A 25,676-nucleotide genomic window follows, 5' to 3' on the forward strand; every position below is an offset into this window, starting at 1 on the left:
GCGCAGGAGGCGCCCATGAATGATTCACAGAACACACCCAAATCATCCAGACGGCAGACGGGCGGGGCGGACAAACAGCCGACCCCCATGGAGATCCTGCGTCAGGCACGGAGCCAGCTTGCCGAACTCACCGGCATGAACGCGGAGACGGTGTCGTCCTTCGAGCAGACGGAGGACGGCTGGACGCTCGAGATCGAGGTCCTGGAACTGGTCCGCGTCCCCGACACGATGAGTCTGCTGGCGAGCTACCAGGTCGATCTCGACCCCGAGGGACAGCTCACCGGGTATCGGCGCGTGCGCCGCTACGAACGTGGCCGTTCCGACGCACACAGGCCCGGCGGTCGGTAGGCCGCCCGCCCACCCCAAGCACCCGTCATGAGACAAGGAGGAACGGTCGGCATGACCGTTGTCCCGGCACAGCAGACCGGCGGCGGAGGCGGCAGCAGTGGCCTCTACGACGTTCTGGAGCTCGTCCTCGACAGGGGGCTCGTCATTGACGCATTCGTGCGAGTCTCCCTGGTCGGCATCGAAATCCTGAAGATCGACATCCGAGTCGTCGTCGCCAGCGTCGACACCTATCTCCGCTTCGCCGAGGCGTGCAACCGGCTCGACCTGGAGGCCGGGCCGCGCAAGGCCCCGGGCCTGCCCGACCTGGTCGGCGAGATCACCGAGTCCGGCGCGCGCGGCAAGTCCAAGGGCGCGCTCTCCGGCGCCGCCGAGACCATCTCCGACGCCTTCAAGCAGGCACGTGAGGAAGGCGAGGAGCAGCCCAGGCAGCGGCCCCGCAAGGCTTCCACGACGCGCCGGAAGGAGGAGCAGGAGTGAGCACGTATGTGTACGGCATTACCGCGAGTTCGCATGCCGACCTTCCGAAGGACCTGGCTGGTGTCGGCGACCCGCCGCGCCCGGTGCGCGTCCTGACGGCGGGCGCGCTCGCCGCCCTGGTGAGCGACGCCCCCGAAGACCTGCGTCCCAAGCGCAGGGAACTGCTCGCCCACTCCAACGTGCTCGCCGAGGCGGGCGCGACCGGCTGCGTACTGCCCATGCGGTTCGGCAGCGTCGCCCCCGACGACGACACGGTCACTGGGGTGCTCGCCGAACGGGGGGAGCACTACGAGGAACGCCTGCGGGCCCTCGACGGCAAGGTCGAGTACAACGTGAAGGCCACCCACGCCGAGGAGGCCGTGCTGCACCGCGTCCTGGCCGAGAACCCGCAGATCCGGTCCATGACGCAGGCCAACCGGGAGTCCGGCGGCGGAACCTACGAGGACCGGCTCCGGCTCGGCGAGATGGTGGTCGCCGCGGTCAAGGCCCAGGAGGTCGAGGACGCGACCGATGTGCAGCACACGCTGGAACCGGTCGCGGACGCGGTCAGCGTGGGTCCCGAGTCCACCGGCTGGCTCGCCAACGTGTCGTTCCTGGTCGCCCGGGACTCGGCCGAGACGTTCATGACCGCCGTCGAGCAGCTCCGCAAGGGCCATCCGCACCTCGACCTGCGCGTCAACGGCCCGCTGCCGCCGTACAGCTTCGTCGAGCCCGGCCCCGCCGAGCCCGCCGACAGCATGTCCGGCAGCGAGACGGCGAAGGAGTGAGGCCGTGGGACTGATCGGAGAGGTCCTGCTGCTGCCGTTCGCACCGGTGCGCGGCAGCGGCTGGGTGATCAGACAGGTGCTGCGCGAGGCGGAGCGCATCTACTACGACCCCTCCGCCGTGCGGGCCGAACTGGCGAGCCTGGAGGAGCAGTTGACCTCGGGCGAGATCGACGAGGAGGAGTTCGACCGGCGCGAGGACGAGCTCCTCGACCGGCTGGAGATCGGCCTGCGCGCAGGCAAAGGGAACGGCGACGGGACGGCACGATGAACCGAGTGGGACTGGGCCTCGCGGTAGGGGCCGGATACATCCTCGGACGGACGAAGAAGATGAAACTGGCGTTCGCCCTCGGATCCCTCGTGGCCGGCAAGCGGATGCATCTGAGCCCGCGGGCCGTCACGGACATGGTGTCCCAACAGCTCCAGAACAACCCGCAGATCAAGGAGATCGGGGAACAGCTGCGCGAGGACCTGCGGGGCGTCGGCGAGGCGGCCTCAGGCGCCCTGGTCGAGCGACGGCTCGACGCGCTCGCCGACCGGCTGCACGGACGCACCGCCGAGGTGCGCGAGCAGCTGTCGGGCGCGGTGCCGACGCCGGATCTCGGCGCGCAGGACGAGGAGCCCGACGAGGAGACCGAGGACACCGAGGACGAAGAGCCGCGCGCCGAGGACGAGGACCGCGAGCCCGACGAGCCCGAGGGGCACGAGGAGTCCGAGGAAGCCGAGGAGGAGCCCGAGGAGGAGCCCGAGGAGGAGCCCGAGGACGAGGAGCCGTCAGGAAAGGCGGCTTCGAAGCGGGCCGCGCCGAAGAAGACCGCCAAGAAGGCGGCCAAGAAGGCACCCGCGAAGAAGACGGCGGCGAAGAAGACCACCGCCGGCAGGACAGCGCCCAGGAAGGCGGCGGCGAAGCGGAGCGGGACCGGCAAATCGACCACCAGGAAGACGGCCGGGGCTCGCGGGACCGCCCGCGGCGGCCGGGCGCGTCAGTCGAAGGGCGGTGACGGATGATGACCGACACCCTCGGAGCAGTGGGCTCCGCGGCCGGCGGAGCGGCGAAGCAACCACTCGCCGGCGTGGCCCACAGCGAGGCCGCCGACCGGCTCAAGGCCGAACTCCAGGAGTACCTCGCCGCGCAGGCCCAGCGGATGCTGGTCGGCGCCGGCCGCAAACTCGGCGAGGCCACGGTCAAGCTGACCGATGTCGCCGAGGGGCGCAGCCCGGGGCTGGGCAAGCTCGCCCTCGACGGCGGCCGCAAGCTCGCCGAAGGCAAGGGCCCGCTGCGCACCGCGCTGGAGGTCGGCGCCGGACACGCCAAGGACAGCGTGGTCAGCGCGTTCAAGAATCTCGGCGGCAAGGGCAAACGCAAGGGCGGGGCGGGCAACAAGCCCACCGTCATCATCGAGTACGTCGACGTGGGCGTGCCGCTGCGCACCGCCTACGACCAGTGGACCCAGTACCAGGACTTCAGCACCTTCGCGAAGGGCGTGAAGAGCGCGAACCGCGCCGACGACACGAGCTCCGACTGGCAGCTGAAGGTCTTCTGGTCCAACCGCAGCTGGAAGGCGCACACCACCGAGCAGGTGCCCGACGACCGGATCGCCTGGAAGTCGGAGGGCGCGAAGGGCACCACGAAGGGCGTCGTGTCCTTCCACCGGCTCGACGACAGCCTCACCCGGGTCCTGCTGGTCATCGAGTACTACCCCCAGGGCCTGTTCGAGAAGACCGGCAACATCTGGCGCGCCCAGGGCCGCCGGGCCCGCCTCGACCTCAAGAACTACGTCCGCTTCATCACCCTCAAGGGAGAGGCAGAGGACGGCTGGCGCGGCGAGATCCGTGACGGCGAGGTCGTTCGCAGCCATGAGGACGCGGTCGCGGAAGAGGAGGAGGACGAGGAGGAGTACGACGAGAACGAGGAGGGCGAAGAGGACGAGGAGAACGGCGAGTACGCGGAGGGCGAGGAGGGCACCGAGCCCGAAGGCGCGTACGAGGAAGAGGAAGAGGAAGAGGAAGAAGAGGGCGAGGACGAAGAGGAACCCGAGGACGCGTACGAGGAAGAGCCCGAGTACGAGGATGAGGACGAGACCGAGTACGCCGGCGGCGGGAGCCGGCGATGACGATGTCCAGCCGGCTGCCCGAGCCCTACGGCCAGGGCAGCGGCGCCAACCTCGCCGACATCCTGGAAAGGGTGCTGGACAAGGGCATCGTCATCGCGGGCGACATCCGGATCAACCTGCTCGACATCGAGCTGCTCACCATCAAGCTGCGCCTCATCGTCGCCTCGGTCGACAAGGCGAAGGAGATGGGCATCGACTGGTGGGAGGACGACCCGGCGCTGTCCTCCGGGGCCCGCCGCAAAGAACTCGCGCGGGAGAACGCCGAGTTGCGCGCGCGTCTGGCCCAGCTCGAGCCCGCCGGGGAAGAGGAGGAGGCCCCATGACCGGCCTGCGCTACGTCTACGCCGTCTGCCGCCCCTTTCGCTCCGCCCTGCAGGCCCAGCTGTCGGGGGTCGCCGGGGCGCCGCCGAAGCAGCTGACGCACCACGGTCTGATCGCCGTGGTCAGTACGGTGCCGGAGGCGGACTTCGCCGAGGCGCCGCTGCGCGCCCACCTGGAGGACCTGGACTGGCTCACCGCGACGGCCCGCGCCCACCAGACGATCATCGACGCGCTCACCGTCGTCACGACCCCGCTGCCGTTGCGGCTCGCCACCGTCTTCCGGGACGACAGCGGCGTACGGGCCATGATGGAGGCACGCGAGGAGGACTTCCGCCGCGTCCTCGACCGGCTGGACGGGCGGGTGGAGTGGGGCGTCAAGGTGTACGCCGAAACGGAACCCGCTCAGGCCGCGACGCCCACCGAGCCTCGGCCCGAGGCGAAGGCCCTGTCGGGCCGCGACTATCTGCGTCGGCGCCGTACGCAGACACAGGCCCGCGAGGACGTGTGGCACCGGGCCACCGCATTCGCCGGCCGACTGCACGAAACGCTTTCCTCGTTCGCCGAGGATTCCCGGCTGCACGCCCCGCAGAACTCCGCGCTTTCCCGCGCGCCCGGGCAGAATGTGCTCAACGCCGCCTATCTGGTGCCGCGTGCGGATTCCGAGGAATTCGTGGAACTCGTGGACCGCGCCAAGGACGACGATCCCGGAATTCGGGTCGAACTCACCGGGCCCTGGGCGGCCTATTCCTTCACCGGGGAGTTCGCGGTGGAGGAGCCGGAGGTGGGCCCGTGACCGTCGTCGAACGCCGAGAGATCGCGCTCGTGGACCTGCTCGACCGGCTGCTCGCCGGAGGCGTCGTCGTCACGGGGGACATCACCCTGCGCATCGCGGACGTCGACCTCGTCCGCATCGACCTGAACGCGCTGATCAGCTCCGTCAACGAGCAGGTCCCGTCACCCTGGGGGGAGCTGACATGACGTCTCGCCGCAATCGGCTGGACCTCGAGCCCGACACCGTCGAACGCGACCTGGTGAAACTCGTCCTGACGGTCGTGGAACTGCTGCGCCAGCTCATGGAACGCCAAGCGCTGCGCCGCTTCGACGAGGGCGACCTGAGCGAGGAGCAGGAGGAACGGATCGGGCTCACGCTGATGCTGCTCGATGAGCGTATGACCGAGCTGCGCGAGCGCTACGGGCTGCGGCCCGAGGACCTGAACCTGGACCTCGGGCCGCTGGGACCGCTGCTTCCCAGGGAGTGAAGGGAGTGAAATGACTTCCCCAATGAGTCCCCTGGGAATGAAATCAACTCACCATCGATACCAGCGGCCCCTGCCGCCTGCCGCGGTCGTGCCACGCATGACGAAGCCAAGGAGCCACACCACGAGAACCGCGATCGCGATCCACCACAGGGCCTTCAGCGCGAATCCGGCACCGAACAGGATCAGGGCCAGTAGCAACACGAGCAGAATAGGAACCATGATTTGACCTCCTGCTCGCCGAGTCACCAGAAATTCGCGATTCAGACTTCCTTACGGCACAAAATCTCCCCGTGCAGCACGCTGAACCAGCCGTCCTCCTGCCGTCCCCACTCCCGCCACGCCTCCGACACGGCCCCCAACTGCTCGGCACTCGCGTGCCCACCCTCCGTGGCCCGCTCGGCATACGCCGAGGCCAGCGTGCGGTCCGCCCACAGACCGCTCCACCAGGCCCGCTCGTCCGGCGTGGCGAAGGTCCAGGTGCTCGAGCCGGCCGTGATGTCCGTGAGCCCCGCCCGCAGCGCCCAGGACTTCAGCCGGCGCCCGGCGTCCGGTTCGCCGCCGTTGGCGCGGGCGACCCGGTGGTACAGGTCCAGCCAGTCGTCCAACCCCCGGGACGCCGGGTACCAGGTCATGGCCGCGTAGTCCGAGTCGCGGACGGCGATGAAGCCGCCCGGTCGGGTGACCCGCCTCATCTCGCGCAGCGCGCCGACCGGATCGCCGACGTGCTGGAGCACCTGGTGGGCGTGGACCACACAGAACGTGTCGTCCGGGAAGTCCAGGGCGTGGACGTCCGCGACGGCGAAGTCGACGTTCGCCAGACCCCGTCCGGTGGCCGTGGCCCGGGCCTGCTCCAGGATCTCCGGCGCCCGGTCGACACCGGTGACGTGCCCGTCGGGGACCAGGGCCGCCAGGTCGGCGGTGATCGTGCCCGGTCCGCAGCCGACGTCCAGGATCTTCATGTGCGGCTTCAGCGAGCCGAGCAGATAGGCCGCCGAGTTGGCGGCGGTGCGCCAGGTGTGCGAGCGCAGCACGGACTCGTGGTGCCCGTGCGTGTAGACGGCGGTCTCCTGTGCCTTCGACCGTGCCTTCGACATGACTGTTCCCCTCGTCTCGTCGTACCGGCGCACAGGGCTCGCGGCCCCGCCGGGCGGTACGCGACACCGTACGCCCGCATGTCGAATGGTGAGACCTGAGTTTCAGTATCTGGACAGAGAGGTGATCGGAAGCGAGCTGCCGAGGAGCCTGCTGCTCAGGAGCCGGACAGCGGACGGTAGACCGTCAGCGCCTCCGGCAGCTTCTCCAGCGTCACCTCGCCCCCCACCTCGGTGACTTCGCCGTCGTACGCGAGGAGCGCGCCCGGGGTGACCCCCGACAGGTGCAGCCGGCCCACCTGGACCGCCGCATGGGCCGGGGAGCGGGTCAGCGGGCCCGCGAGGGCGGCCGCGAGCAGGCGCAGGGCGGGTCGGCGGCCGCCGTGCACGACCCGTACGTCCAGCACGCCGTCCGCGAGGTCCAGGCGGCGGGCGGGGGCGAGGCCCAGCCGGTGGTAGGTGCCGTTCCCGGCGAACAGCAGCCACAACGGGTGGGCGCGGCCGCCGACTTCGGCGTGCAGCGGGTGGCGGTCGCTGCGCAGGACGCGCAGGGCCGCGAACACGCCGGCCGGCCAGGCACCGATCCGGGGCGCGAAGCGGTCGCGCTTGCGCACGAGCTCCGGATACACGCCCAGGCTGCAGGTGTTGAGGAACAGACCGTGCTGTCCGTCGCAGGTGAACCGGCCCACGTCCACGCGTACGGCCTCACCCCGCTGGACGGCTCGGATCAGATCGCGTTCGCCCTCCACGCCCAGGTCGTGCGCGAAGTGGTTCAGCGTGCCGCCGGGCAGCACGGCGAGGGGCAGGCCGTGCCGCAGGGCCACCTCGGCGGCCGCGTTCACGGTGCCGTCGCCGCCGCATACGCCGAGCACTCGCGCGCGGGTCGCCGCTTTCTGCAACTCGGCGCGCAGATAGCTCGGTTCGCACTCGACGACCTCGGCGCGCGGCAGCGCGTCCAGCAGGGCGTGCACCCGGTTCGCCGTGCCCGCCCCCTGGTTGGCCACCATCACCAGGCCGGCTCCGTCCGGCAGCGCCGGAACGTCCGTACGGGGCCGGGCCGGCGGGATCAGCCGGTCACGCGTCGGCACCATGCCCCGCACCGCGAACGCCGCACCCGCGCCCAGGGCCGCGCCCGCCAGCACATCGCTCGGGAAGTGGACGCCGGTGTACACACGGGACAGTGCGACCGACCACGCGATCGGGGCCACCGCCAGGCCCCACGCGGGCGACTCCAGGGCGACACCGGTCGCGAACGCGGCCGCCGACGCGGCATGACCGGACGGGAACGAGGTGGTGATCGGCTGCCGCTTCAGCTGCCGGACCAGCGGTACGGGGTCCAGGAGGGGGCGGGGGCGGCGCACCGACCGCTTGCCGAGGGTGTTGATGGTCAGCGAGGCCAGGCTCAACGAGGCGAGCCCCCGGGCCGCGGCCCGGCGGCCCCGTGGGGTGCGGCCGGCGGCGATGGCGGCGGCCGCCGCGAACCACAGCACCCCGTGGTTCGCGCTCCGGCTCAGCCGCGGCAGGACCCGCTCGGCATACGGCCAGTTCCGCTCGGCGGCGAACTCGAACAGCCGGGAGTCGAGGGCGAGGAGCCGGTTGCGCAGGGCGTGCCGGCCGGGCTTCGGGACGGTGAGGTCGAGGTCTGGGCTCATACAGGGCTGGGTACCCTGAACTGGCCGATTCCTGTCCGGCCGACGGTGACCGACACACGGAGGAACCCCGTACATGCGCCTGCTCCTCGTCCGCCACGGCCAGACGCCCTCCAACGTGGACTACCTGCTGGACACGGCTGTGCCGGGCGCCGGCCTGACCGCACTCGGCGAACGGCAGGCGGCGGCACTCCCCGAGGCACTGGCCGACGAGGACATCGAGGCGATCTACGCCTCCACCCTGATCCGCACCCAGCTCACCGCCGCCCCGCTCGCCGCCGCGCGCGGCCTCGAGGTGCTCGTGCGCGACGGGATCCGGGAGGTGTACGCGGGGGACCTGGAGATGCTGCGCGGCGACACCGAGCAGGGCGAGCTCTACATGAGGACGGTGTTCGCCTGGGCGGCCGGTGACACGGAGCTGCGCATGCCGGGCGGGGACAGCGGTGCGCAGACACTGGCGCGCTACGACGCCGTGGTGGCCGAGGCCGCCGACAGCGGGGCCTCGACCGTCGCGATGGTCAGCCACGGCGCCGCGATCCGCATGTGGACGGCGGCCCGAGCGGACAACGTCGACGTCCCCTTCGCCGCCGCGCACCCCCTCGACAACACCGGGGTGGTGATCCTGGAGGGGGCGCCGTCCGATGGGTGGAAGGCGCTGAGCTGGGCCGGGGCCGTGGTGGCTCCGGCGGGGGAGGGCGGGCCCACGGGGCGGCCGGTGGACGCGGAGTAGGACGTGGGCCGAGAGTTCTCGCCCCCGCCGCCCCTCCTCCAGGGGCTGCCGCCCCTGCGAACCCGCCTCCTGGGGGAGCGGGACCCGTGTGTGTCGGATAAGCGTTTGCCCCGAGCCGTCGGTGGACCTCAGAATTCGGCCCCATGGGACATTTGGAAGCCGCGCATCTCGAGTACTACCTCCCCGACGGGAGGGCGTTGCTCGGCGACGTGTCCTTCCGGGTGGGCGAAGGCGCCGTCGTGGCGCTGGTCGGGCCCAACGGTGCCGGCAAGACGACGCTGCTGCGGCTGATCTCCGGCGAGCTGAAACCGCACGGCGGCACCGTCACCGTCAGCGGCGGCCTCGGCGTGATGCGGCAGTTCGTGGGGTCCGTACGGGACGAGACGACCGTACGCGACCTGCTCGTGTCGGTCGCGTCACCCCGCATCCGCGAGGCCGCGAAGGCCGTCGACGCCGCCGAGCACGCCCTCATGACCGTCGATGACGAGGCCGCCCAGCTCAAGTACGCGCAGGCGCTCGCCAACTGGGCCGAGGCGCGCGGGTACGAGGCCGAGACGCTGTGGGACATGTGCACCACGGCCGCGCTCGGCGTGCCGTACGAGAAGGCGCAGTGGCGGCAGGTGCGGACCCTGTCGGGCGGCGAGCAGAAGCGGCTGGTGCTGGAGGCGTTGCTGCGCGGCACCGACGAGGTGCTGCTGCTCGACGAGCCGGACAACTACCTCGACGTGCCCGGCAAGCGCTGGCTGGAGGAGCGGCTGAAGGAGACCCGCAAGACGGTCCTCTTCGTCTCCCACGACCGCGAACTCCTCGCCCGCGCCGCAGAGAAGATCGTGTCGGTGGAGCCCTCGCCGGCGGGCGCCGACGCGTGGGTGCACGGTGGCGGCTTCGGGACGTACCACGAGGCGCGCCGTGAACGCTTCGCCCGCTTCGAGGAGTTGCGCAGGCGCTGGGACGAGAAGCACGCCCAGTTGAAGAAACTGGTGCTGACGCTCCGTCAAGCGGCCGAGAACAGCCCCGACATGGCCTCCCGCTACCGCGCGGCCCAGACCCGGCTGCGCAAGTTCGAGGAGGCCGGCCCGCCGCCGGAGCCGCCGCGCGAGCAGGACATCAGGATGCGGCTGAAGGGCGGCCGCACCGGGATGCGGGCCGTCACCTGTGAGGGACTTGAGCTCACGGGGCTGATGAAGCCGTTCTCCCTGGAGGTCTTCTACGGCGAACGCGTCGCCGTCCTCGGCTCCAACGGCTCCGGCAAGTCGCACTTCCTGCGGCTGCTGGCCGGCGAGGCCGTGGCGCACACGGGGGAGTGGAAGCTGGGGGCGCGTGTCGTGCCCGGGCACTTCGCCCAGACGCACGCGCATCCGGAGCTCGTCGGTCGTACGCTCCTCGACATCCTGTGGAAGGAGCACGCCCAGGACCGGGGCGCGGCGATGTCCCGGCTGCGCCGCTACGAGCTCACCCATCAGGCCGAGCAGGCCTTCGACCGCCTCTCCGGCGGCCAGCAGGCCCGCTTCCAGATCCTGCTGCTGGAGCTGGAGGGGGCCACGGCCCTGCTCCTCGACGAGCCTACGGACAACCTCGACCTGGAGTCCGCGGAGGCGCTCCAGGAGGGGCTGGAGGCCTTCGAGGGCACGGTGCTGGCGGTCACGCACGACCGCTGGTTCGCGCGGTCGTTCGACCGGTACCTGGTCTTCGGCAGCGATGGGCGGGTGCGGGAGACGGCGGAGGCGGTGTGGGACGAACGCCGGGTGGAGCGAACCCGGTAGCTTCTTCGCCCCCGCCGCCCCTACCCGTCCCATCCCTGCGCGCTGCCGCCCCCAGACCCCCGCTTCGGCCCTGAACGGGCCTCGTCCTCAAACGCCGGACGGGCTGTTTCAGCCCGTCCGGCGTTTGAGGAGCGGGGTAGCGGTCCGTACCCGGGGCGGTCACTGCCAGCGCAGCAACGCGCCCAGTCCGCCCACCGGGGCCTCCCCCTGGGCCGCAGGCGTCACCGACAGCGCCGGCGCCCCCGTCGCGACCGCGCAGCGGATCAGCGCGTCGTCCGCCCGCGCCGCCCAGGAGCGCTGTTCGCCGAGGATCTTCAGATCCGTACGGCGTACCGCCACCTGGTCCGGCTCCTCACCGATCCACACCTCCCGGTGCGCGTCGGGACCGTCCGGACGAATCAGAAGCTCGTCGATACGGTGCTCCCGGGCGGCCTCGACCAGCGCGGGCACGCCCTCCACCGCGGCGGAGCGCCCCTGGGAATCCGGCGCACGGGCCGCCAGGAACCGCTCCAGCTCACGTTCCGCCCGCTCCCGTACATGCGCCTCGCGCGCCTGTTCGACGTCCTCGTCGAGCAGCCGGCTGCCGGTGCCGTGCGGGGCCTCGACCACGAGGTCGTGCAGCCGCTGCGGCAGCCGTTCGTGCACGGTCCGCCGTTCCCGGTCGTCACCCACGAGGATCAGCAGGTCGGCCCGCGTCTCCTCCTGGCAGACGGTGAGCGCGTCGGCGATCTCGGCCGCGTTGTGCTCCCAGGTGTTCTCCACCTTGAGCTGAAAGTGGCGTTCGGACCAGTCGGACGTACTCGTCCGGTGGATCGGATGCTGCCGGCCGGTGACCGAACCGACCTCCTGCCGGCCCAGCGCGCTGCGCAGCTCGAAGGCGGCGCCCCTGCGGTCGACGTAGGCCACCACGCAGACCGGGTCCTCACCCGCCAGCTCCAGCAGCGGCGCGGTGTGCGGCAGCGGCGCCCAGTGGGCGCTGTCGCGCAGCGGGGCGCGGGCCAGGGGCGGATCGAGGACCACCTCACCGGAGCGGGCGAAGACCGCACGCCCGTGGGGCTCGGAGGAGTGCTCCAGCTCCTCCAGCGCGTTCCGTACGGCCCGGCAGGTCGCGTCGTCGGCGCCCTGCTCGGCCAGTTCCCGGGACAGGGCCTGGGCGGTCAGGTGGCGCTCATGCGGTGTGTCCTCCGTGTGCCGGGAGGTGTCCACGTACACGGAGGCCCAGGGCCCGGAGTGTTCGTACAGTGGATGCAGAAAGGCGAGATCCATGGTCTCTCCGTACGCCGCTCGGGGGCTGTGTGCTCACCGGGCGGGTACCCGGACCGCATGAATGAACACGACGAGCGGGGCACCACCATGACCGGAGTCGACCCCGGCCGGCTGGACGACCAACAGCTGATGAAAGAGCTGGAGACCATCCACCGGACGCGCCACGACACGCTGCTGTACGGCTCGAACGACGCACTGCGGGCCCACAACGAACGCATGGCACAGCTGGAGGGCGAGTACCTGCGCCGCAACCCACGCCGTACGGTGGCCGCGGGCCGAACCCGCGAGGGGGCCCGCGACCGCGGCGCGGGCGGCCCGGAGCCGACGGGGCCGCCGATGTGAGCGCCGAAGATGTGAGCGCACAAAGGGACGAGGCCGGGCCGCAGCCCAGCCTCGCCTCGTCGATCCTCGCCTCGCCGGTCGGCCTCCTCAGCAGTGCACCGGCGCTCGGCCCCAGTGACGGTGGGCCGCAAGGGCGGAGGTGAAGGCGCGCAGGAAGTCCTCGCTCGCCGGGCCCGGCGAGGTGTCCGTCACGACGCCCTGGTCGCTCACCGTGCGGTGGAACTCGGCGGACAGGCGCACACCCTCCGGCTTCAGGGAGGACAGCACGCCCACACCCGAGCCGAGCGCGCCGACCGGCTTGCCGTGCCGGTAGGCGTCCCGTACGAAGCGCATCGCGTCCTGGTCGGCGGCCGTGGGCGGGGTGCCCACGGGGCCGCCGGGCAGCAGTACGGCGTCGTACAGCACGGAGGCGACGGTCGGCAGGGCGCGGTCGACCGCGAGCTCGTCCCCGTGGGCACCGGTGACCGTGCCGTCCGTCGGCGCCAGCACCTCGACGATCGCGCCCTCGGCCGTGAGCGCCTCCCGCACCGACGCGACCTGCGCGGTGTCGACGCCGTCGGCGACCAGGACCGCCACCTGCCGGGTGCGGACCGAGCTGTCGCCGCGCAGCGACTCCAGGCTCAGCGCGGGGGAGGACAGCTTGTCCGCGGCCTGCGTCCCGGACGGCTCCGGCACGCCGATGCCGCGTGCCACCTCGAGAGCCAACTCGCCGTTCACCTGGGCGAGATGCTCGACCGTACGGGAGCGCACCGGCTTCGCGCCGACCTTGCCGAGCTCGAACCGGAACGCCTCGACGATGTGCTGCTTCTCCCAGTCCGCCATGCTGTTCCAGAACATCGCGGGCTGGGTGTAGTGGTCCTGGAAGCTCGGGCTGCGGCGGCGGATCTTGGCGCCGTCGACGCGTTCGGCGTAGTGCGTGTACGCGCTGCCGTCGACGCCGGCGTGCGCGGGGCAGCCGCCGCCCAGGGAGTTCGGGAAGTAGTTCGTGCCCCGGTGGATCGCGCCCTGGTGGTAGCCGTCGCGCTGGTTGGTGCGTACGGGCGCCACCGGCCGGTTCACCGGCAGCTGCGCGAAGTTGGGACCGCCCAGCCGGATCAGCTGCGTGTCCAGGTAGGAGAAGTTGCGGGCCTGGAGCAGCGGGTCGTTGGTGAAGTCGATACCGGGGACGACGTTCGCCGTGTGGAACGCGACCTGCTCGGTCTCCGCGAAGAAATTCTCCGGGTTGCGGTTCAGCACCATCCGGCCGATCGGCCGCACCGGCACCTGCTCCTCCGGGATGATCTTCGTGGCGTCGAGCAGATCGAAGTCGAACGCGAACTCGTCCTCCTCCGGCACGAGTTGGACACCCAGCTCCCACTCCGGGTACTCGCCCGCCTCGATCGCGTCCCACAGATCGCGCCGGTTGAAGTCCGGGTCACGGCCCTGGCACTCCTGCGCCTCGTCCCACACCAGTGAGTGCACGCCGAGCTTCGGCTTCCAGTGGAACTTGACGAAGGTGCCCTTCCCGTCCGCGTTCACGAACCGGAAGGTGTGCACGCCGAAGCCCTGCATCATGCGGTAGCTGCGTGGGATCGCCCGGTCCGACATCAGCCACATGATCGCGTGCAGCGTCTCCGGCTGCAGGGACACGAAGTCCCACAGGGTGTCGTGGGCGGAGGCGCCGGTCGGGATGTCGTTGTGCGGTTCCGGCTTCACCGCGTGCACGAAGTCGGGGAACTTGATGCCGTCCTGGATGAAGAAGACCGGGAAGTTGTTGCCGACCAGGTCGTAATTCCCCTCCGACGTATAGAACTTGGTCGCGAAGCCGCGCACGTCCCGCACGGTGTCCGCGGAGCCCTTGGGCCCCTGCACGGTGGAGAACCGCACGAAGACGGGGGTCTGCACGGACGGGTCCTGGAGGAAGGCCGCGCGCGTGAACTCCGCGCAGGACTCGTACGGTTCGAAATAGCCGTACGCGCCCGCGCCCCGCGCGTGCACCACCCGCTCCGGGATCCGCTCGTGGTCGAAGTGGGTGAGCTTCTCCCGGAAGTGGAAGTCCTCCATCAGCGTCGGACCGCGTTCACCGGCGGCCAGCGAGTCGTCCGTGTGGTCGACCTCCACACCCTGGTCGGTGGTGAGCGGCCCCGCAGTGGGGTCGTCCGCCCGGAAGGTCTCCCTCTGCTCCTGCTTGCGGTCCCCCATCAGGCGGCCTCCTCCTTGGACTCCTTGGCGAACACGTCGAGGAACGCCTCGCAGAACGCCTTCAGGTCGTCCGGCTTACGGCTGGTGACCAGCTTGTTGGGGCCGTGGTCGCAGATCCGCACCTGCTCGTCGACCCAGGTGCCGCCCGCGTTGCGGATGTCGGTCTGCAGACTCGGCCAGGAGGTCAGCACCCGGCCGCGTACGACGTCCGCCTCCACCAGCGTCCACGCGGCGTGGCAGATCGAGGCGACCGGCCGGCCCTGCTCGAAGAAGTCCCGTACGAACGCGACGGCCTTGCCGTCCATCCGCAGAAAGTCCGGGTTGGCGACCCCACCCGGCAGGACGAGCCCGCCGAAGGAGTCGGCCGACGTCTCGCCGACGACCTCCTGCACGGGGAACTTCTCCGCCTTGTCGAGATGGTGGAACGCCTGGATCGTGCCCCGCTTCGTCGACACGAGCACCGGCTCGTGCCCCGCGTCCACCGCCGCTTGCCAGGGATCGGTGAGTTCGACCTGCTCGACGCCCTCGGGTGCGGTCAGAAAAGCGATACGCATGATGTCTCGATGTCCTTCCGTGGCCCTGAGAACGGGCCTCGTCGCCAGTCGGGCGCTTGTCGTTCCGTCGGCGGCTGCTTGTTCCGGTCGGGCCGTAGGCAGGCCGACGCGACCGAGACCTCAACGGTCCGGTCCCGCCCGGCTCGTGCGCCTCACTCGTCCGGAGCGGCGCGGCTGATCTCGGCCAGCGCGGATTCCGGATCCTGGGTCTCGGCCAGGTCGCCGAGGCTGACGACGCCGACCGGCAGGCCGTTCTCGACGACCGGCAGCCGTCGTACCGCGTGCTCGCGCATCAGCGAGACCGCGACGGACACGCGCTCGCCCGGGTCGACCACCACCGGGTCCCGGCTGCACACCGACTGGACGCTCACCGTCAGCGGATCGGCGCCGTCCGCGACCGCCCGCACCGTGATGTCACGGTCGGTGAGCACGCCCACGACCCGCTGCCCGTCGGCCACCACCACATCGCCGATGTCCTGCGCGCGCATCAACTGCGCGGCCTCGACGAGCGAGGCGTCCGGCCGGACGGCGACCACCCCCGGCGTCATGACGTCCTTCACGAAATCAGCCATCACTGGCCCTCCTGCGTTCCCCGGCCGATAGGGGTGCCGCGGCCGCGTCGGCGTGACCCAGCCCGCAGTACCCGCCGACCGGGCGCCTATGCGTTCCCCTATGCGTTCCTGCGCCGCGTGGACCGCTCGGCCCCGGTCACGGCCTCGGCCAGTTCCTGGACGTTGGCGTAGCGCGACGAGCGCGGCAGCCGCTCCAAGGGCTCGACCAGGGCGTCGGGCGCGTACTCACGGCGCAGCGCGGCGATCAGCTCCCGCGGGGTCGCCGGGAATGAGCTACGGCCCAGAATCCGCGCCAGCTCCAGCCGGACCGTGGCCAGGGACGCCGGGGCGGGCCCCGGCCACCCCACCGGCCCGCCGGCGACCTCGGGGTCGTCGTCGGCCGAGGGCTCCGGATCGTGCCACTCCTCGGTCCGGGTGGGGTGCCCGGACCTCAGCAGCCCCTGCAGTTCATGCTTCATCTCGTCGTCACGGTGAACGCTCAGCCGGTCGCTGCCTCGCTGCATGACTCCCTCCAGATCTTCGGGCGTGCGCACCGCGTACCCGCACACCGGGGGCCGACACAGGGGTTTGCCCACCGGAAGGAGGGAGACCCGTTCCCTCACCCCCCACCTACTTCGGTTCCGGGGAAGGACCAGGCCATGGCGCTGCTCGCTGTGCTACTCCCGTTCCTCATGCTCGGCGTGGTGCTGGCACTGGGGCGGTACGAGGAACTGGTGTTGCCGCGAAGGGAACCCGATCCCTTCGAGCCCGCCACACCGTCGGCTGTCAAGGCGCGCCATCAGACTCTGGGCTGATCGTCTTCCGCCGTGCGATGCCGGAGGGCCGCCAGCACGTCCTTGGTGCGCAGGGTGTCTGGGTGGCCGGCACCGAGGACCTGTCGCTGTCGCTCGTAGGCGCCCTCGGCCACGACCCGTGCCTCCCGCAGCCGCAGCGTGCCGGCCAGGCGCTTGGCGAGGACAGAGGCCGTGCGCAGGGTGTCCGGGTCGTCGTCACCCAGGGTCCGGCGCCGTCGCTCGTACGTGTCCGCGGTCAGGCTCAGCGCTCTGTCCGCATGCCCGAGGCGCGCCAGACGGTCGGCGAGGTGGGTGGCCGCACGCAGGGTGTCGGAGTGGTTCTCGCCCAGGAGCCGGCACTGCCGCTCGTACGTGTCCTCGGCCAGGGCCCGTGACTCCTCCAGGTTCCCCGCCTCGGCCAGCACGATGCCGAGGTGGGCGGCGACGCGCAGGGTGTCGGGATGGTCGGGCCCGAGCGAACCCGTCCAGCCTTCGTGGAGTTCCCGCAGACGTCGCAGGACGCTCTCGGTCTCGCCCCGCTCGTAGAGGTACCGGCAGGCCTCGCCCGCCGCATGCCGGGCGTCCGAGGTGACGAGGTCGCGGGGAGCGACGGCCAGCAGGTGGGGCAGCAGAGCGAGCCAGTGCGAGGTGGTCGCGGGGTCCGGCACGCCGCTCGGGAACGCCGACGTGAGCAGAAGGGCGGCGTGAGCGGCCGCGCGACGGCGCTCCCGAGGGGAGAGATCCCCGCGCAGTACGGCCTTGGTGAGCTGGTGCAGTTGCAGGGTGCCGTCGGACACCCGGGCCAGCCCGACCTCGCTGACCTTCTTCAGCAGCCGGTTGCGGGCCCACGGATCGGCCAGATCCTGTGCCAGGGGCGACCTGCCGGGCCGCGCGGGGACGCAGGCGTGCAGGGGGAAGGGCTCGGAGGCCGGCAGCAGCGCACAGGCGTCGAGCAGGTCGGCCGCCTCGCGGTCCTGCCGGCGCAGACGCAGGACGCTCTCCCGGATCACGGCGACCACAGGGGGTGTCCACCCGGGCAGCCCGGCGACCGATCGGGCGAGGCCCCGCAGAAAAGCGTCCACGCTCATCGTCGAGAGCAACGCGCCCGCCATCTCCAACGCCAGCGGGAGGTGGCCCAGGGACTCGGCCAGGCGCACGGCGTCCGCGGCGGACAGGTCCGGACGGCGGCTGCGCAGCAGTGCCACGGACGCCGTGAGGGACAGCACGTCGAGGGAGACGGCCGGGATGCTCAGTCGCAGGTTCGGATCCCGGGAAGTGACCAGGACGTGCCCCGGCCCGTCGGGAATGTGGGTCACGACGGCAGGGTCTTCGGCCGAGTCGAAGACGAGGAGCCAACGGGGCCGGGAACGCAGCTCGGCCGCCAGGGCGGGCAGGGCGACCTCGGGTGACGTGCCGGGCCGGGCCACGCCGATGGCCTCGGCCAGTTCCGCCAGTTGCCGGGGGATCCGTACGAGATCGTCGGCCGCCACCCACCAGACCACGTCGTACTCGCCGCTGAAGCGGTGCGCGTACTCGACGGCGAGCCTGCTCTTGCCGACTCCGCCGCGACCGTGCAGCGCGATGACGGCAACTCGCCCCTCGTGCGCCAGCCGCGTACGGACGTCCGCGAGCTCGCCTTCCTGCCCGGTGAACGTGGAATCGCGCCGGCGAAGGTTCCACACCCGCGGCCGCGTCCCGGGCACCCTGGGCCCGCTGTCTCCCGTCTGCCGCAGCCGACCCGGTTCGCCGGTGGGAAGGAATTCCGCCCGGTCGCCGAAGGGCCTGCGCACAGCCTCCAGCAGGGCCTGCCGCGCCTCCTGCTCGCCCAGGCCCGACAGCGTGGGGAGCGGCCGAGTGAGCGGAGGGGGCGAGGATGCGTCGAGGAGTACCGGGACCATGTCGCCGACCGCTGCCAGACGGGCGAGGTCCTCCGCGAACCGGTGCCGGTCAGGACCGGGGAAGTGCTCGGAGAACAAGGCGACCACGCGCGTCCCCGGCCGCCTCAGCTCGTGCCGCAGCCGGCCGACGAGGGTGCGCCACGTCTCCCGCTTCCACTCGTCCAGCACGACCTCGTAGCCCGCGTCCTGGACATGCCAGGCAGCCCACTCGGCCCACGCGCGGTCCGCACCCACGTGACCGATCAGGACGCGCGCCGACGGGGTCCCGCCCTCCGTACCCGGCATCTCGTCCGAGGCGGGGGAAGCGGCGGGGGAAGGATCGTGGCCGAGCCGGGTCATCGCCGCCGCGGAAGCCACGGCGAACGGCTCCCCGACGATGGGCACGGTCGCCCGCTTCGGGTCCACATCCGTGGCCGCCGCGATGAAAGTAGAAAGGTTTCCCGGGCGAATCCTCAGACGGTCCGACACCTGAGCCCGTACCAGCGCCCGGACCTCCCGTACGTCCTGGTGGTACTGAGCGTTGAGGAGCGCGTCGCGGACCTCGGGAGGGAACTCGAAGCGGGGCTCGGCGTGTTCGCCGCCGGCGGCCGTCTCCTCGGCCCGGTGCAGCATCCCGCCGAGGAAGACCTCGGCCAGCTCGCTCCGGGACGATCCGGGCAGCATGGCCTGCTGCACGAGCCGGGCCACGGGAAGCGTCACCGTGGAGAGCGCGGACAACAGACCCGCGAGCTGCCACGACCTCGGCGACGAGGACCTGCGGAAGCGCAGGATCGCCTCGTCCGTGCTCGGCGGCGGGGGCGGTGCCGCGGAGCGGGAGGGCGGGCCCTCGCCGAGCCGTCCGCGCGTCGCGTGCTGCGGCAGCAGCAGCGCCGCCGTGGGGGTCCAACGGCCGCTGCCCGCGGTCATCTGGGCCCAGCCCCGCAGCGGTCCGGGCTCCAGTTCGACCACGGGAACGGCCAGGGCAGGCCTCCGGCGCGCGACGAAACGGCGGGGCAGCGCGAGGTCCCACCGCGCGTTGGGCGCCCCCGGCTGCGGAATGCGCAGCGACACCGGCGTCGGCGCGGCGCCCGCCCTGTTCCACAGCGAGGTGGGCAGGAGGTGCATGACGCTGAGGTGGGAGCGCTGCGCCCAGTCGAGCAGCAGACGCTCGGCCGTCCCGTCGTGCCAGATGGCCCCGACCGTGTCGCTGAGGACGACGATGAGCTGGTTCCCGGTCGGGTCGAGGATCTCGCGGTGGTGCCGGGCCGGGCGTCCCACCGACGGGTGCGGGCGCACCTCGACCCCGGGGCCGTCGGGGGCCGGGGAGAGGTTCCAGCGTCGGATGTCGCGGAACGCGCCGAGCCGCGTCAGGCCCTGGTGCAGCTCGCGGACCTCGTGCTGCCACAGGGCCATCGAGGGGCTGGTGTCGACGACCAGGGTGAGGTTGAGCCAGCGAGCCGGTTCGGGACGCAGAACGGGGACCATGATGTCCTCGTCCACGAGCCGCGTGACCGTCGCCTCCTCGTCCAGTTCGAACGCGGTGCGGGACGGCACCTTGCGGGTGAGCGGCTTCAGCGCCCTGGTCAGCGCCAGGCCGTGCGGCAGCGCGGCCTCCGCCGGGACGTGCACGGGAGCGGCGAGACGGTCGGTGCGGGCGTGCCGGTGCGGGCCTCGGATGTGCAGCGCGGACTGCCGGCCCGCGCCGGGCCCGCCGGTGCCCTCGACGGGTTCCTGGGGCTGTGGTGCCCGACCCTCCTGGGGTTCCGGCGGCTTGGCGGCCGACGGGTCCGCCGTCGGGCCGGGCGCGTCCCCGGTACCGGGAGACTCGTCCCCGAGTAAGTGCTGGGCGAGCCACAGGATGTCCGCCAGCTCCTCGGGGCCGGGGTCCTCGACCCCGCCCTCCCGCAGGAGGTCCAGGAGGTGGGTGATCACGTCGCGTCCGGGCCGCTCAGCGGTTGCAACGTCGCCTGCGCCAGCTGCCCGATCTCGTCCGGCGCCGTCCACGCCCCGGCCAGACGCAGCTGTACGGCGTTGAGCAGCTGGTCCGTGCCCAGTTCGCCGCGTTCACGTCGCCGCAGGAACGTACTGATCAGACCGTCGGGTGCGGCGGCCTCCGCGGCGGCAAGGGCTCCGATGCGCCGTTCGATGATGCGCAGCAGCTTGTCCTCTCCCGGCCGGTCGATGGTCAGCCGGATGCAGCGGCGCAGGAAGGCCGGCGGGAACTCCCGCTCGCCGTTGCTGGTCAGGACGACCACCGGGAACGCCCGGCACTGCACCCGGCCCGCGGTGATCCGGGCCCGTACGCCGGGATCGTCGGTGCCCACGGTCACCGTCCGCTGGTGATCGGCGAGGCGGATCAGCTCCGGGATGTCGAAACGCCCTTCGTCCAGAACCGTGAGCAGGTCACCCGGCAGATCGATGTCGCACTTGTCGATCTCGTCGACGAGCAGGACACGAGGGCGCTCGGTCGGCAGGAACGCGGTGCCCAGCGGGCCCAGCCGGAGGTACCGGCCGATGCCGTCCGTCGGCGGAATCACCGCGTCCGTCGGCCGTTCGTCGTCTTCCTCCGCTTCCGGCGGGTCCAGGGGCTGCTCGTCCGACGCCGCCTGCATGCGGGTGAGGTTGGCGTCCTCCAGGCGCCGCAGCGCGTCGTACCGGTACAGGCCGTCGCGCAGCGTGGCCCGGCTGGTGATGGGCCACCGCAGCACCGGGCCGAGGCCCAGGTCCTCGGCGATGCTGTACGCCAGCGTCGACTTCCCCACCCCCGGCACCCCGGTGACCAACAGCGGGCGCCGCAGCAGGAGGGCCGTGTTGACGAGGTCGATCTCGGCGTCGTCGGCGAGGTAGCCCGCCCCGCGCTCGCGGTCCGCCGCGTACTGGTTCTCGTCGAGCGAGGGCACCTGGTGGCCGGGGTCGACCTCGCCCTCGAACACCCGCCAGGGCGGCCGGTGCTCGGCGAGCCGGGCGAGGCGGCGGTCGGTCGGCACCGCCGGGTCGCCCTTGTAGATCCACCAGTCCTTCACGGCACCTCCGGTCGGTCTCCGGCAGCGTGCCGGACGGTCGTGTCAGGGGACGAGGTTCGCATCGCTCAGCGGGTCCGCGTCCGGCGAGTGGTCCGGGTCGTCCCAGAGCAGGATCACGCTCGCCCGGGCCGCCGGGGGCACGTGCATGTTCGTGCGCAACTCCGCCACGGCGTTGGGGAGTTCCATCACGTCGGCCACCTTGTCCAGTTCCAGGAGCGTGTTCAAGGGCGGCACGCAGGTGTCGCCGCGGTGGCCGTCGCGCTGCCAGACGACGATGGGCATCCCGGCCTCCAGCGCCGCGTCGACGCCCTGCTCGGCCGGTGATGTCGACACCGCGACGCAGGCCAGGCGCTCGTTCTTGCGCCACTTGCCGAGGTGCTCGTTCAGGTACTCGACGTCCTCGTCCGCCACCCACGCCGTCGCCTGTTCGTCCGGGCCGCTGTGCCGGGTCAGCCAGTTCCATCGGAGGGACCACAGCTGAGGCAGGTCGAAGGAGCGGCGCTGGGCCGGGCAGCGGACGACGACCTCGTACAGCATGCCGATCGGGCGCGGCTCCTTGAGGAGTTGCACCGGCCACTCTTCGAACGCCTCCTCCAACAGGTCGTCGAAGACGGCGAATTCGATGCGCTTCAGCTGCACGTGGAGCCCCTGCCGGCCGTCGGTGAGCGCGCCGGTGAGGGTCCGCATGGACTCCTGGAACAGGTCACGTGCCCCGTCCATGTCCACGACGAGCGACCCCGCGTCCTCCGGCGGCTGAAGACGCCGGGGCTTCCTCCCGTCCGTCGTACGCAGCCATATCTGGGCGTAGAACCGGTCCCGCCGCTGGGGATGTTCCGACAGCCATACGGTCAGCGTCGCATCGTCCCGCTTGATGTCCGGTGCGTCCGGCAGCTCCGCCCGGCCGTCCAGGAACCGGTCCACCCACCGCTCCAGCGCACCGGCGCGCTTGCGATCGGCGGGGCTCTCCCCGGCCGCGTAACCGGCCGCCAGGGCGTGCGCGAAGACGACCGGCTTGGGCACCTTGCCCGGCGTGTGGCGACGCTCGCCGAGGTCCCTGGCCCATGCGTACAGGTCACCGGCGGGAGTGCGGTGCGGCGCGGCGGCACCCCGCCCCGGACCACCCTCGGCTTCGAAGGACCACTGGTAGGCCTGCTCGGCCCAGCTCTGAGGCCGCACATCACGCAGGATCTCGGCCAACTGCCGCCAGGCGGCCTTGTCCAGTCCGTCGGGACACACGTCCGGGTCGTGCACGGCAGGGCCCGTCGCCCCGCTCGTGGCGTGGAGGGCAGGGGGCTCTGCGGAGGCCGACACGAGCGGCGGACGGGTGTCGTACCGGGGGACCGGACCGAGCTCCGGCGGCCTCCGGTACGGCTGACCCCACATGCACCGGGCTGTTTCCTTGATGCCCGCCGTGTCCAGCGTGAGCACCTTGAACTGGGTCACCTGTTCCGCGACGAAGAACGCCGGCAACTCGTGCTCGGCGCGCCCGGGCAGGAGGATCAGCAGGATCTTCTTGAACCACGCGTCGGGGTCGGTGTAGAGCCGATTGCTCAGGTGACGGGCTTCCCAGGCGACCCCGCGCCCCACGCCGTCCCGTCCCCCGTGCTCGGCGCGACGCTTGTACTCGGGGGAGGCGATGACAAGGATGTAGTCGGCTTCCGCGAGCTCCCGTCCCATCCAGCGCGCCCAGTCCTGGGGCGTCGCGGCCGCGTACAGGTCCATCCTCGCGTCCAGCCCGTCCGCGCGCAGGAGTTCGTAGAGCGTCTCCACCTGCTCGATGTGGGCGTCGTCGTCATGGGCGTACGAGATGAACACCCGCGGCCTGTGCTGCTCCGCCGCGTTTCCCCCGTGCTCCATCCCCCGAGCCCCCTTCAGCGCAGGAACTCAGGGTAGTCGGGCGAGCCGCGTCTGTCGGACGGAAGGAAAAAGTTCAGTTCCCGTGGCCCTGACCTGGGCACTGAACTCTTCTCTGCATGGAAGGAAGTAGCGACCCTCGCGCGGAACAGTTCAGTGCGCAGACCGCGATCGCACCGGGCCGCCCACGGCACCAGCGGCTCTCGAGTCAGACTGGGGTCCAGTGCCCTTCTCGTCCAGCCATTCCAGCCCCCACAGCGTCAACAGGCTGTCATAAGGGACTTCGAGAAGTTCGGATAGCGCTCTCCGGCGAGCGGCGTAGTCAATGGCTCCTCGTTTCCGCAATAGATCGGCCAAAGTGCGAATTCCGCTCCAAGAAGCCTGAGAGTCAGGGATTCGCTGGGTAGTTTTCCCCCAATTTCCTTTGCGCCGCTGTGGGGCGTCTGGCGAGACTTCGGCTTGGGCCCAAGTCTCTGCCCCGGCCAGGCGAGCGAGCGCGAGGGAGCAGAAGTGCCTGCCGATGACAGGTGTGGTTCCGGGGCCGATGACAGGTGTGGTTCCGGGAAGGTGAACGGCCATGACGTTGCGGTAGTCATCAGCGTCTATCAGATTCGGAATATGCCGGAACTCCAGGGCGACGGATGATCCAGTGGGAACGGCGCCGGCGATTCGTCTCTGGTGGGGAACGATCGCCGTCATCATGCGATGTAGTCCCGCCGGGTGCTGGCTGCCGCGCAGCGGGTTGCGGCCACTGTGCCTGGTTTGCCGTTCTGCGGCCAACCTGCGCGCCCAAGGAGCAAGATGGCGTGCGCCAGCACCCCAGTCGGAGGCGTTCAGGATGGGTTCCGCGAGTGCGAGAGCGGCGGCAGCTTCGGACGCGGTGCCCGGCATCGCGCTGGCCCCACCGGTGTACTGCGCGAGGGCTGAGTGCGCGCTGTGTGCGGACGGCGGCGAATGTGTCCGCGGCGAACCCGGGAAGTTCCGCGAGTTCGTCATCGTGGACGACCAGTCGCGCAGCTGCCGTCAGGTAGCGCAGAGCATCGAACCATTCGGCGCCGGAGACAGGCTCGCCGGCCAGCCGGGCCGCACCGCCGTCGGCAGTGGCGAGCGCGCGCACTTGCAGATCGACCAACGCATGTGGGACCGAGAGAGTGGGGATGTCTGCGATCCGCTGGCGGCATACTTCCGGCTGGCTCGCTGCCACCGGGTTCGGCGAGCGGTTTCCGCATTCCTGCGTGTCCCGTGCGTAATGGGTCCCTGTAGGGAGACCTGTAGGCTTCTTGTTCCCGCCTCCGCGCCGCAATCTGACGCCGCAGGCAGGGCATATGTCGACGAGAAGGCACCGATGGACGGACCGCATCGAGATTAGCGAATACGCCCAGGCCACGTACCGAGACCGGCTTCGCAAGATGCGCCGCCCGGCTGTCATCAACGAAATGATGGCTAGCCGCCAAGCCAGGAGGGAACGGGTGGCCACGTCGAGGGCATAGCCGGTCACTCGAGCTCAGGAGACTTCAGTACCGGCGGTCAGCGTGGTGAACCGCCCTTCCAGGTTGGCCAGGAAATTCTCGCCGTCGGGCAGCATTCCGGCGATCGCCTGTACGGTGGTCCGGCCGGAGCTCCGGAGCCGCTCTCGACGAACTCTGCGGCCTCCGGGAAGTACGAGACGAGCAAGTCCTTGAAGACACGGACCGCATCTTCGCGGTCCATGAGTTCCCCCATCGTCATGTCCAGGGACAACGGTGCCTGCTCAACCGTGTGTGCCCCCAACGCCACTGTCCACGTGTGCCTCCCGGAGCCCACCTCGATGACGCCCCTGCCGTCCGGCAGGACAACGTCGGCCGTGGTGTTCGGAGGGACGACGTGGCCTCCACGGTGAGTTCACGCCCGGAGAGCGCCCAGGACACCTCGGCGGTGCCGTACGGCGTGTGCAGACGTGCTCCAGCCTGGGTGATACCGCCACCCGGAAGGGGAGCGATCCGCAGGCGGCGGTATCCCGGCGCGGCGGGAGCCAGGCCGGCCACCGTACGGTGGCACGGCCCCGGGCGGACTTCAGCGGGCGAGCAGCCCGCGGAGAACCACCCTTTCCACAGCTGCGACGAGTTCCGTCAAGTGGGAGGCGTCAGCGCGGAGTCGGTCCGCGCGCCAGGAGAGGCCGAGAACGCCGTTCATGGCAGCCCACAACGCGGTGGCGGTGGTGACGGGATCGAGGTCGGCGGCGAGCGAGCCGTCGGCCACCCCGTCGGCCAGGGCGGCGGCGAGTTTGGCGTTCTGCTCGTCGACGAGCGCGGCGACCCGTTCCAGGGCCGCGGGTTCGTCCGGCGGCTCGGCCAGCAGGCGGAACTGGTGTGGGCGCTCGGCGGCGAAGCGGACGTACGCGGCCGAGGCGGCCCTGATGCGTTCCACGGGGGTGCCCGGGGCAGCGTAGGCGTCGTCCATGTAGGTCCGGTTGTCCTCGAGTGCCCGCTCGGCAACCGCGATGAGAACGGCCGCGCGGCCGCCCACGCGGTTGTACACCGTCTGCACGGCGACATCCGCACGTTCGGCGATCCCTTCCAAGGTGACCGCGTCGGGGCCTCCGGAGGCCAGCAGCTCCTCGGCGGCGTCGACGATGGCCGCACGGGTTGCGGCGGCCCGACGTGTCGTGCGTGTGACCTTGGGTGTCATGGTCTCCGTTACTTTACGAGGTGCTCGAACGGCCGGACCCCCTGGGCCGCT

The 25,676-nt window shown here is 71.3% G+C and carries 27 protein-coding genes; 14 read left to right on the forward strand and 13 right to left on the reverse strand.

Translation table 11 applies throughout. The annotated features are described in order from the left end of the window. The first annotated feature begins 15 nt into the window (after window positions 1-15). The 10 genes from ACTMVF_RS10590 to ACTMVF_RS10635 are packed head-to-tail and all read left to right on the forward strand — an operon-like array spanning window position 16 to window position 5,283. Complete coding sequence (locus tag ACTMVF_RS10590; RefSeq protein WP_128434242.1) at window positions 16-348, forward strand: gas vesicle protein GvpO; 333 nt, start codon at window positions 16-18, stop codon at window positions 346-348. Between the two features lie 51 nt (window positions 349-399). After that, on the forward strand, window positions 400-825 hold the full coding sequence (locus tag ACTMVF_RS10595) for a gas vesicle structural protein GvpA (RefSeq protein ID WP_441270691.1): 426 nt from the start codon (window positions 400-402) through the stop codon (window positions 823-825). After that, complete coding sequence (locus ACTMVF_RS10600) at window positions 822-1,592, forward strand: GvpL/GvpF family gas vesicle protein (RefSeq protein WP_441270692.1); 771 nt, start codon at window positions 822-824, stop codon at window positions 1,590-1,592. The genes ACTMVF_RS10595 and ACTMVF_RS10600 overlap by 4 nt, the downstream gene beginning before the upstream one ends. Window positions 1,593-1,596: 4 nt before the next feature. Beyond that, entirely contained in the window at window positions 1,597-1,860 is a 264-nt protein-coding gene (locus tag ACTMVF_RS10605; protein ID WP_441270693.1) for a gas vesicle protein GvpG, read from the forward strand. Further along, window positions 1,857-2,597 carry a DNA primase gene (locus ACTMVF_RS10610; protein WP_441270694.1) on the forward strand — a complete coding sequence of 247 codons (741 nt, stop codon included), beginning with the start codon at window positions 1,857-1,859 and terminating at the stop codon, window positions 2,595-2,597. The genes ACTMVF_RS10605 and ACTMVF_RS10610 overlap by 4 nt, the downstream gene beginning before the upstream one ends. Beyond that, window positions 2,597-3,703, forward strand: a complete 1,107-nt coding sequence (locus ACTMVF_RS10615; protein ID WP_441270949.1) for an SRPBCC family protein — start codon at window positions 2,597-2,599, stop codon at window positions 3,701-3,703. The genes ACTMVF_RS10610 and ACTMVF_RS10615 overlap by 1 nt, the downstream gene beginning before the upstream one ends. Further along, window positions 3,700-4,026, forward strand: a complete 327-nt coding sequence (locus ACTMVF_RS10620) for a gas vesicle protein (protein ID WP_441270695.1) — start codon at window positions 3,700-3,702, stop codon at window positions 4,024-4,026. The genes ACTMVF_RS10615 and ACTMVF_RS10620 overlap by 4 nt, the downstream gene beginning before the upstream one ends. Then, window positions 4,023-4,817 carry a GvpL/GvpF family gas vesicle protein gene (locus ACTMVF_RS10625; RefSeq protein WP_441270696.1) on the forward strand — a complete coding sequence of 265 codons (795 nt, stop codon included), beginning with the start codon at window positions 4,023-4,025 and terminating at the stop codon, window positions 4,815-4,817. Before ACTMVF_RS10620 ends, ACTMVF_RS10625 begins: the two co-directional genes overlap by 4 nt. Continuing rightward, window positions 4,814-5,002: a gas vesicle protein gene (locus ACTMVF_RS10630; RefSeq protein WP_031475810.1), complete on the forward strand. Its 189-nt coding sequence runs from the start codon at window positions 4,814-4,816 to the stop codon at window positions 5,000-5,002. The genes ACTMVF_RS10625 and ACTMVF_RS10630 overlap by 4 nt, the downstream gene beginning before the upstream one ends. Continuing rightward, window positions 4,999-5,283 (forward strand): gas vesicle protein K, encoded by a 285-nt coding sequence (locus ACTMVF_RS10635; RefSeq protein WP_356590360.1) that lies wholly within the window; start codon window positions 4,999-5,001, stop codon window positions 5,281-5,283. The genes ACTMVF_RS10630 and ACTMVF_RS10635 overlap by 4 nt, the downstream gene beginning before the upstream one ends. A gap of 48 nt (window positions 5,284-5,331) precedes the next feature. On the opposite strand, the gene ACTMVF_RS10640 is transcribed toward ACTMVF_RS10635, so the two are convergent. The 3 genes from ACTMVF_RS10640 to ACTMVF_RS10650 form a co-directional block, all read right to left on the reverse strand. Then, on the reverse strand, window positions 5,332-5,502 hold the full coding sequence (locus ACTMVF_RS10640) for a hydrophobic protein (RefSeq protein ID WP_394721338.1): 171 nt from the start codon (window positions 5,500-5,502) through the stop codon (window positions 5,332-5,334). A gap of 41 nt (window positions 5,503-5,543) precedes the next feature. Beyond that, window positions 5,544-6,377, reverse strand: a complete 834-nt coding sequence (locus ACTMVF_RS10645; protein ID WP_441270697.1) for a class I SAM-dependent methyltransferase — start codon at window positions 6,375-6,377, stop codon at window positions 5,544-5,546. Window positions 6,378-6,532: 155 nt separating this feature from the next. Then, entirely contained in the window at window positions 6,533-8,026 is a 1,494-nt protein-coding gene (locus ACTMVF_RS10650) for a bifunctional phosphatase PAP2/diacylglycerol kinase family protein (protein ID WP_441270698.1), read from the reverse strand. Between the two features lie 73 nt (window positions 8,027-8,099). On the opposite strand from ACTMVF_RS10650, the gene ACTMVF_RS10655 reads away from it, so the two are divergent. Both ACTMVF_RS10655 and ACTMVF_RS10660 read left to right on the forward strand, forming a co-directional pair. Then, the gene (locus ACTMVF_RS10655; protein WP_441270699.1) at window positions 8,100-8,753 is read left to right on the forward strand and encodes a histidine phosphatase family protein; all 654 of its coding nucleotides are present in this window, start codon (window positions 8,100-8,102) and stop codon (window positions 8,751-8,753) included. Window positions 8,754-8,896: 143 nt separating this feature from the next. Continuing rightward, window positions 8,897-10,516 carry an ABC-F family ATP-binding cassette domain-containing protein gene (locus tag ACTMVF_RS10660; RefSeq protein ID WP_441270700.1) on the forward strand — a complete coding sequence of 540 codons (1,620 nt, stop codon included), beginning with the start codon at window positions 8,897-8,899 and terminating at the stop codon, window positions 10,514-10,516. Between the two features lie 159 nt (window positions 10,517-10,675). Here ACTMVF_RS10660 and ACTMVF_RS10665 read toward each other — a convergent pair whose 3' ends face one another. Continuing rightward, window positions 10,676-11,782: a baeRF2 domain-containing protein gene (locus tag ACTMVF_RS10665; protein WP_441270701.1), complete on the reverse strand. Its 1,107-nt coding sequence runs from the start codon at window positions 11,780-11,782 to the stop codon at window positions 10,676-10,678. A 57-nt stretch (window positions 11,783-11,839) separates the two neighbouring features. Here ACTMVF_RS10665 and ACTMVF_RS10670 point away from each other — a divergent pair, with 57 nt between their 5' ends. Then, window positions 11,840-12,124, forward strand: coding sequence for a DUF6158 family protein (locus ACTMVF_RS10670; RefSeq protein ID WP_301995534.1), 285 nt, complete (start codon window positions 11,840-11,842; stop codon window positions 12,122-12,124). Between the two features lie 87 nt (window positions 12,125-12,211). Here ACTMVF_RS10670 and ACTMVF_RS10675 read toward each other — a convergent pair whose 3' ends face one another. The 4 genes from ACTMVF_RS10675 to ACTMVF_RS10690 form a co-directional block, all read right to left on the reverse strand. After that, a complete protein-coding gene (locus tag ACTMVF_RS10675) occupies window positions 12,212-14,305 on the reverse strand; it encodes a catalase (protein ID WP_441270702.1) in 2,094 nt (697 codons plus the stop codon). Continuing rightward, complete coding sequence (locus ACTMVF_RS10680) at window positions 14,305-14,859, reverse strand: type 1 glutamine amidotransferase domain-containing protein (protein ID WP_441270703.1); 555 nt, start codon at window positions 14,857-14,859, stop codon at window positions 14,305-14,307. Before ACTMVF_RS10680 ends, ACTMVF_RS10675 begins: the two co-directional genes overlap by 1 nt. Window positions 14,860-15,011: 152 nt before the next feature. Beyond that, window positions 15,012-15,431 carry a CBS domain-containing protein gene (locus ACTMVF_RS10685; RefSeq protein WP_441270704.1) on the reverse strand — a complete coding sequence of 140 codons (420 nt, stop codon included), beginning with the start codon at window positions 15,429-15,431 and terminating at the stop codon, window positions 15,012-15,014. Between the two features lie 98 nt (window positions 15,432-15,529). Continuing rightward, window positions 15,530-15,934 carry a DUF2795 domain-containing protein gene (locus ACTMVF_RS10690; protein ID WP_441270705.1) on the reverse strand — a complete coding sequence of 135 codons (405 nt, stop codon included), beginning with the start codon at window positions 15,932-15,934 and terminating at the stop codon, window positions 15,530-15,532. A 135-nt stretch (window positions 15,935-16,069) separates the two neighbouring features. Here ACTMVF_RS10690 and ACTMVF_RS10695 point away from each other — a divergent pair, with 135 nt between their 5' ends. Further along, on the forward strand, window positions 16,070-16,225 hold the full coding sequence (locus ACTMVF_RS10695; RefSeq protein WP_441270706.1) for a hypothetical protein: 156 nt from the start codon (window positions 16,070-16,072) through the stop codon (window positions 16,223-16,225). Here ACTMVF_RS10695 and fxsT read toward each other — a convergent pair. From fxsT to ACTMVF_RS10720, 5 genes are all read right to left on the reverse strand, one after another. Next, window positions 16,210-20,013, reverse strand: coding sequence for an FxSxx-COOH system tetratricopeptide repeat protein (fxsT, locus tag ACTMVF_RS10700; RefSeq protein ID WP_441270707.1), 3,804 nt, complete (start codon window positions 20,011-20,013; stop codon window positions 16,210-16,212). The two genes, ACTMVF_RS10695 and fxsT, sit on opposite strands and share 16 nt — an antisense overlap. Next, the gene (locus ACTMVF_RS10705) at window positions 20,010-21,104 is read right to left on the reverse strand and encodes an AAA family ATPase (protein ID WP_441270708.1); all 1,095 of its coding nucleotides are present in this window, start codon (window positions 21,102-21,104) and stop codon (window positions 20,010-20,012) included. Before ACTMVF_RS10705 ends, fxsT begins: the two co-directional genes overlap by 4 nt. Before the next feature lie 42 nt (window positions 21,105-21,146). Continuing rightward, complete coding sequence (locus tag ACTMVF_RS10710) at window positions 21,147-22,961, reverse strand: VMAP-C domain-containing protein (protein WP_441270709.1); 1,815 nt, start codon at window positions 22,959-22,961, stop codon at window positions 21,147-21,149. A 1,721-nt stretch (window positions 22,962-24,682) separates the two neighbouring features. Next, window positions 24,683-24,982 carry an alpha-L-rhamnosidase C-terminal domain-containing protein gene (locus ACTMVF_RS10715; RefSeq protein WP_229914557.1) on the reverse strand — a complete coding sequence of 100 codons (300 nt, stop codon included), beginning with the start codon at window positions 24,980-24,982 and terminating at the stop codon, window positions 24,683-24,685. A gap of 28 nt (window positions 24,983-25,010) precedes the next feature. After that, the gene (locus ACTMVF_RS10720) at window positions 25,011-25,625 is read right to left on the reverse strand and encodes a TetR/AcrR family transcriptional regulator (RefSeq protein WP_441270710.1); all 615 of its coding nucleotides are present in this window, start codon (window positions 25,623-25,625) and stop codon (window positions 25,011-25,013) included. Between the last annotated feature and the right edge of the window lie 51 nt (window positions 25,626-25,676).

This window comes from Streptomyces sp. SD31, assembly GCF_052068475.1.
Taxonomy (GTDB): Bacteria; Actinomycetota; Actinomycetes; order Streptomycetales; family Streptomycetaceae; genus Streptomyces.

Coding starts and splice junctions, on each gene's coding strand:
- ACTMVF_RS10695 (WP_441270706.1), top strand. CDS start 16,070: ATGGCGCTGCTCGCTGTGCTACTCCCGTTCCTCATGCTCGGCGTGGTG.
- ACTMVF_RS10690 (WP_441270705.1), bottom strand. CDS start 15,934: ATGCAGCGAGGCAGCGACCGGCTGAGCGTTCACCGTGACGACGAGATG.
- ACTMVF_RS10660 (WP_441270700.1), top strand. CDS start 8,897: ATGGGACATTTGGAAGCCGCGCATCTCGAGTACTACCTCCCCGACGGG.
- ACTMVF_RS10625 (WP_441270696.1), top strand. CDS start 4,023: ATGACCGGCCTGCGCTACGTCTACGCCGTCTGCCGCCCCTTTCGCTCC.
- ACTMVF_RS10670 (WP_301995534.1), top strand. CDS start 11,840: ATGAATGAACACGACGAGCGGGGCACCACCATGACCGGAGTCGACCCC.
- ACTMVF_RS10615 (WP_441270949.1), top strand. CDS start 2,597: ATGACCGACACCCTCGGAGCAGTGGGCTCCGCGGCCGGCGGAGCGGCG.
- ACTMVF_RS10675 (WP_441270702.1), bottom strand. CDS start 14,305: ATGGGGGACCGCAAGCAGGAGCAGAGGGAGACCTTCCGGGCGGACGAC.
- ACTMVF_RS10720 (WP_441270710.1), bottom strand. CDS start 25,625: ATGACACCCAAGGTCACACGCACGACACGTCGGGCCGCCGCAACCCGT.
- ACTMVF_RS10655 (WP_441270699.1), top strand. CDS start 8,100: ATGCGCCTGCTCCTCGTCCGCCACGGCCAGACGCCCTCCAACGTGGAC.
- ACTMVF_RS10685 (WP_441270704.1), bottom strand. CDS start 15,431: ATGGCTGATTTCGTGAAGGACGTCATGACGCCGGGGGTGGTCGCCGTC.
- ACTMVF_RS10680 (WP_441270703.1), bottom strand. CDS start 14,859: ATGCGTATCGCTTTTCTGACCGCACCCGAGGGCGTCGAGCAGGTCGAA.
- ACTMVF_RS10610 (WP_441270694.1), top strand. CDS start 1,857: ATGAACCGAGTGGGACTGGGCCTCGCGGTAGGGGCCGGATACATCCTC.
- ACTMVF_RS10650 (WP_441270698.1), bottom strand. CDS start 8,026: ATGAGCCCAGACCTCGACCTCACCGTCCCGAAGCCCGGCCGGCACGCC.
- ACTMVF_RS10635 (WP_356590360.1), top strand. CDS start 4,999: ATGACGTCTCGCCGCAATCGGCTGGACCTCGAGCCCGACACCGTCGAA.
- ACTMVF_RS10590 (WP_128434242.1), top strand. CDS start 16: ATGAATGATTCACAGAACACACCCAAATCATCCAGACGGCAGACGGGC.
- ACTMVF_RS10640 (WP_394721338.1), bottom strand. CDS start 5,502: ATGGTTCCTATTCTGCTCGTGTTGCTACTGGCCCTGATCCTGTTCGGT.
- ACTMVF_RS10710 (WP_441270709.1), bottom strand. CDS start 22,961: ATGGAGCACGGGGGAAACGCGGCGGAGCAGCACAGGCCGCGGGTGTTC.
- ACTMVF_RS10665 (WP_441270701.1), bottom strand. CDS start 11,782: ATGGATCTCGCCTTTCTGCATCCACTGTACGAACACTCCGGGCCCTGG.
- ACTMVF_RS10645 (WP_441270697.1), bottom strand. CDS start 6,377: ATGTCGAAGGCACGGTCGAAGGCACAGGAGACCGCCGTCTACACGCAC.
- ACTMVF_RS10620 (WP_441270695.1), top strand. CDS start 3,700: ATGACGATGTCCAGCCGGCTGCCCGAGCCCTACGGCCAGGGCAGCGGC.
- ACTMVF_RS10595 (WP_441270691.1), top strand. CDS start 400: ATGACCGTTGTCCCGGCACAGCAGACCGGCGGCGGAGGCGGCAGCAGT.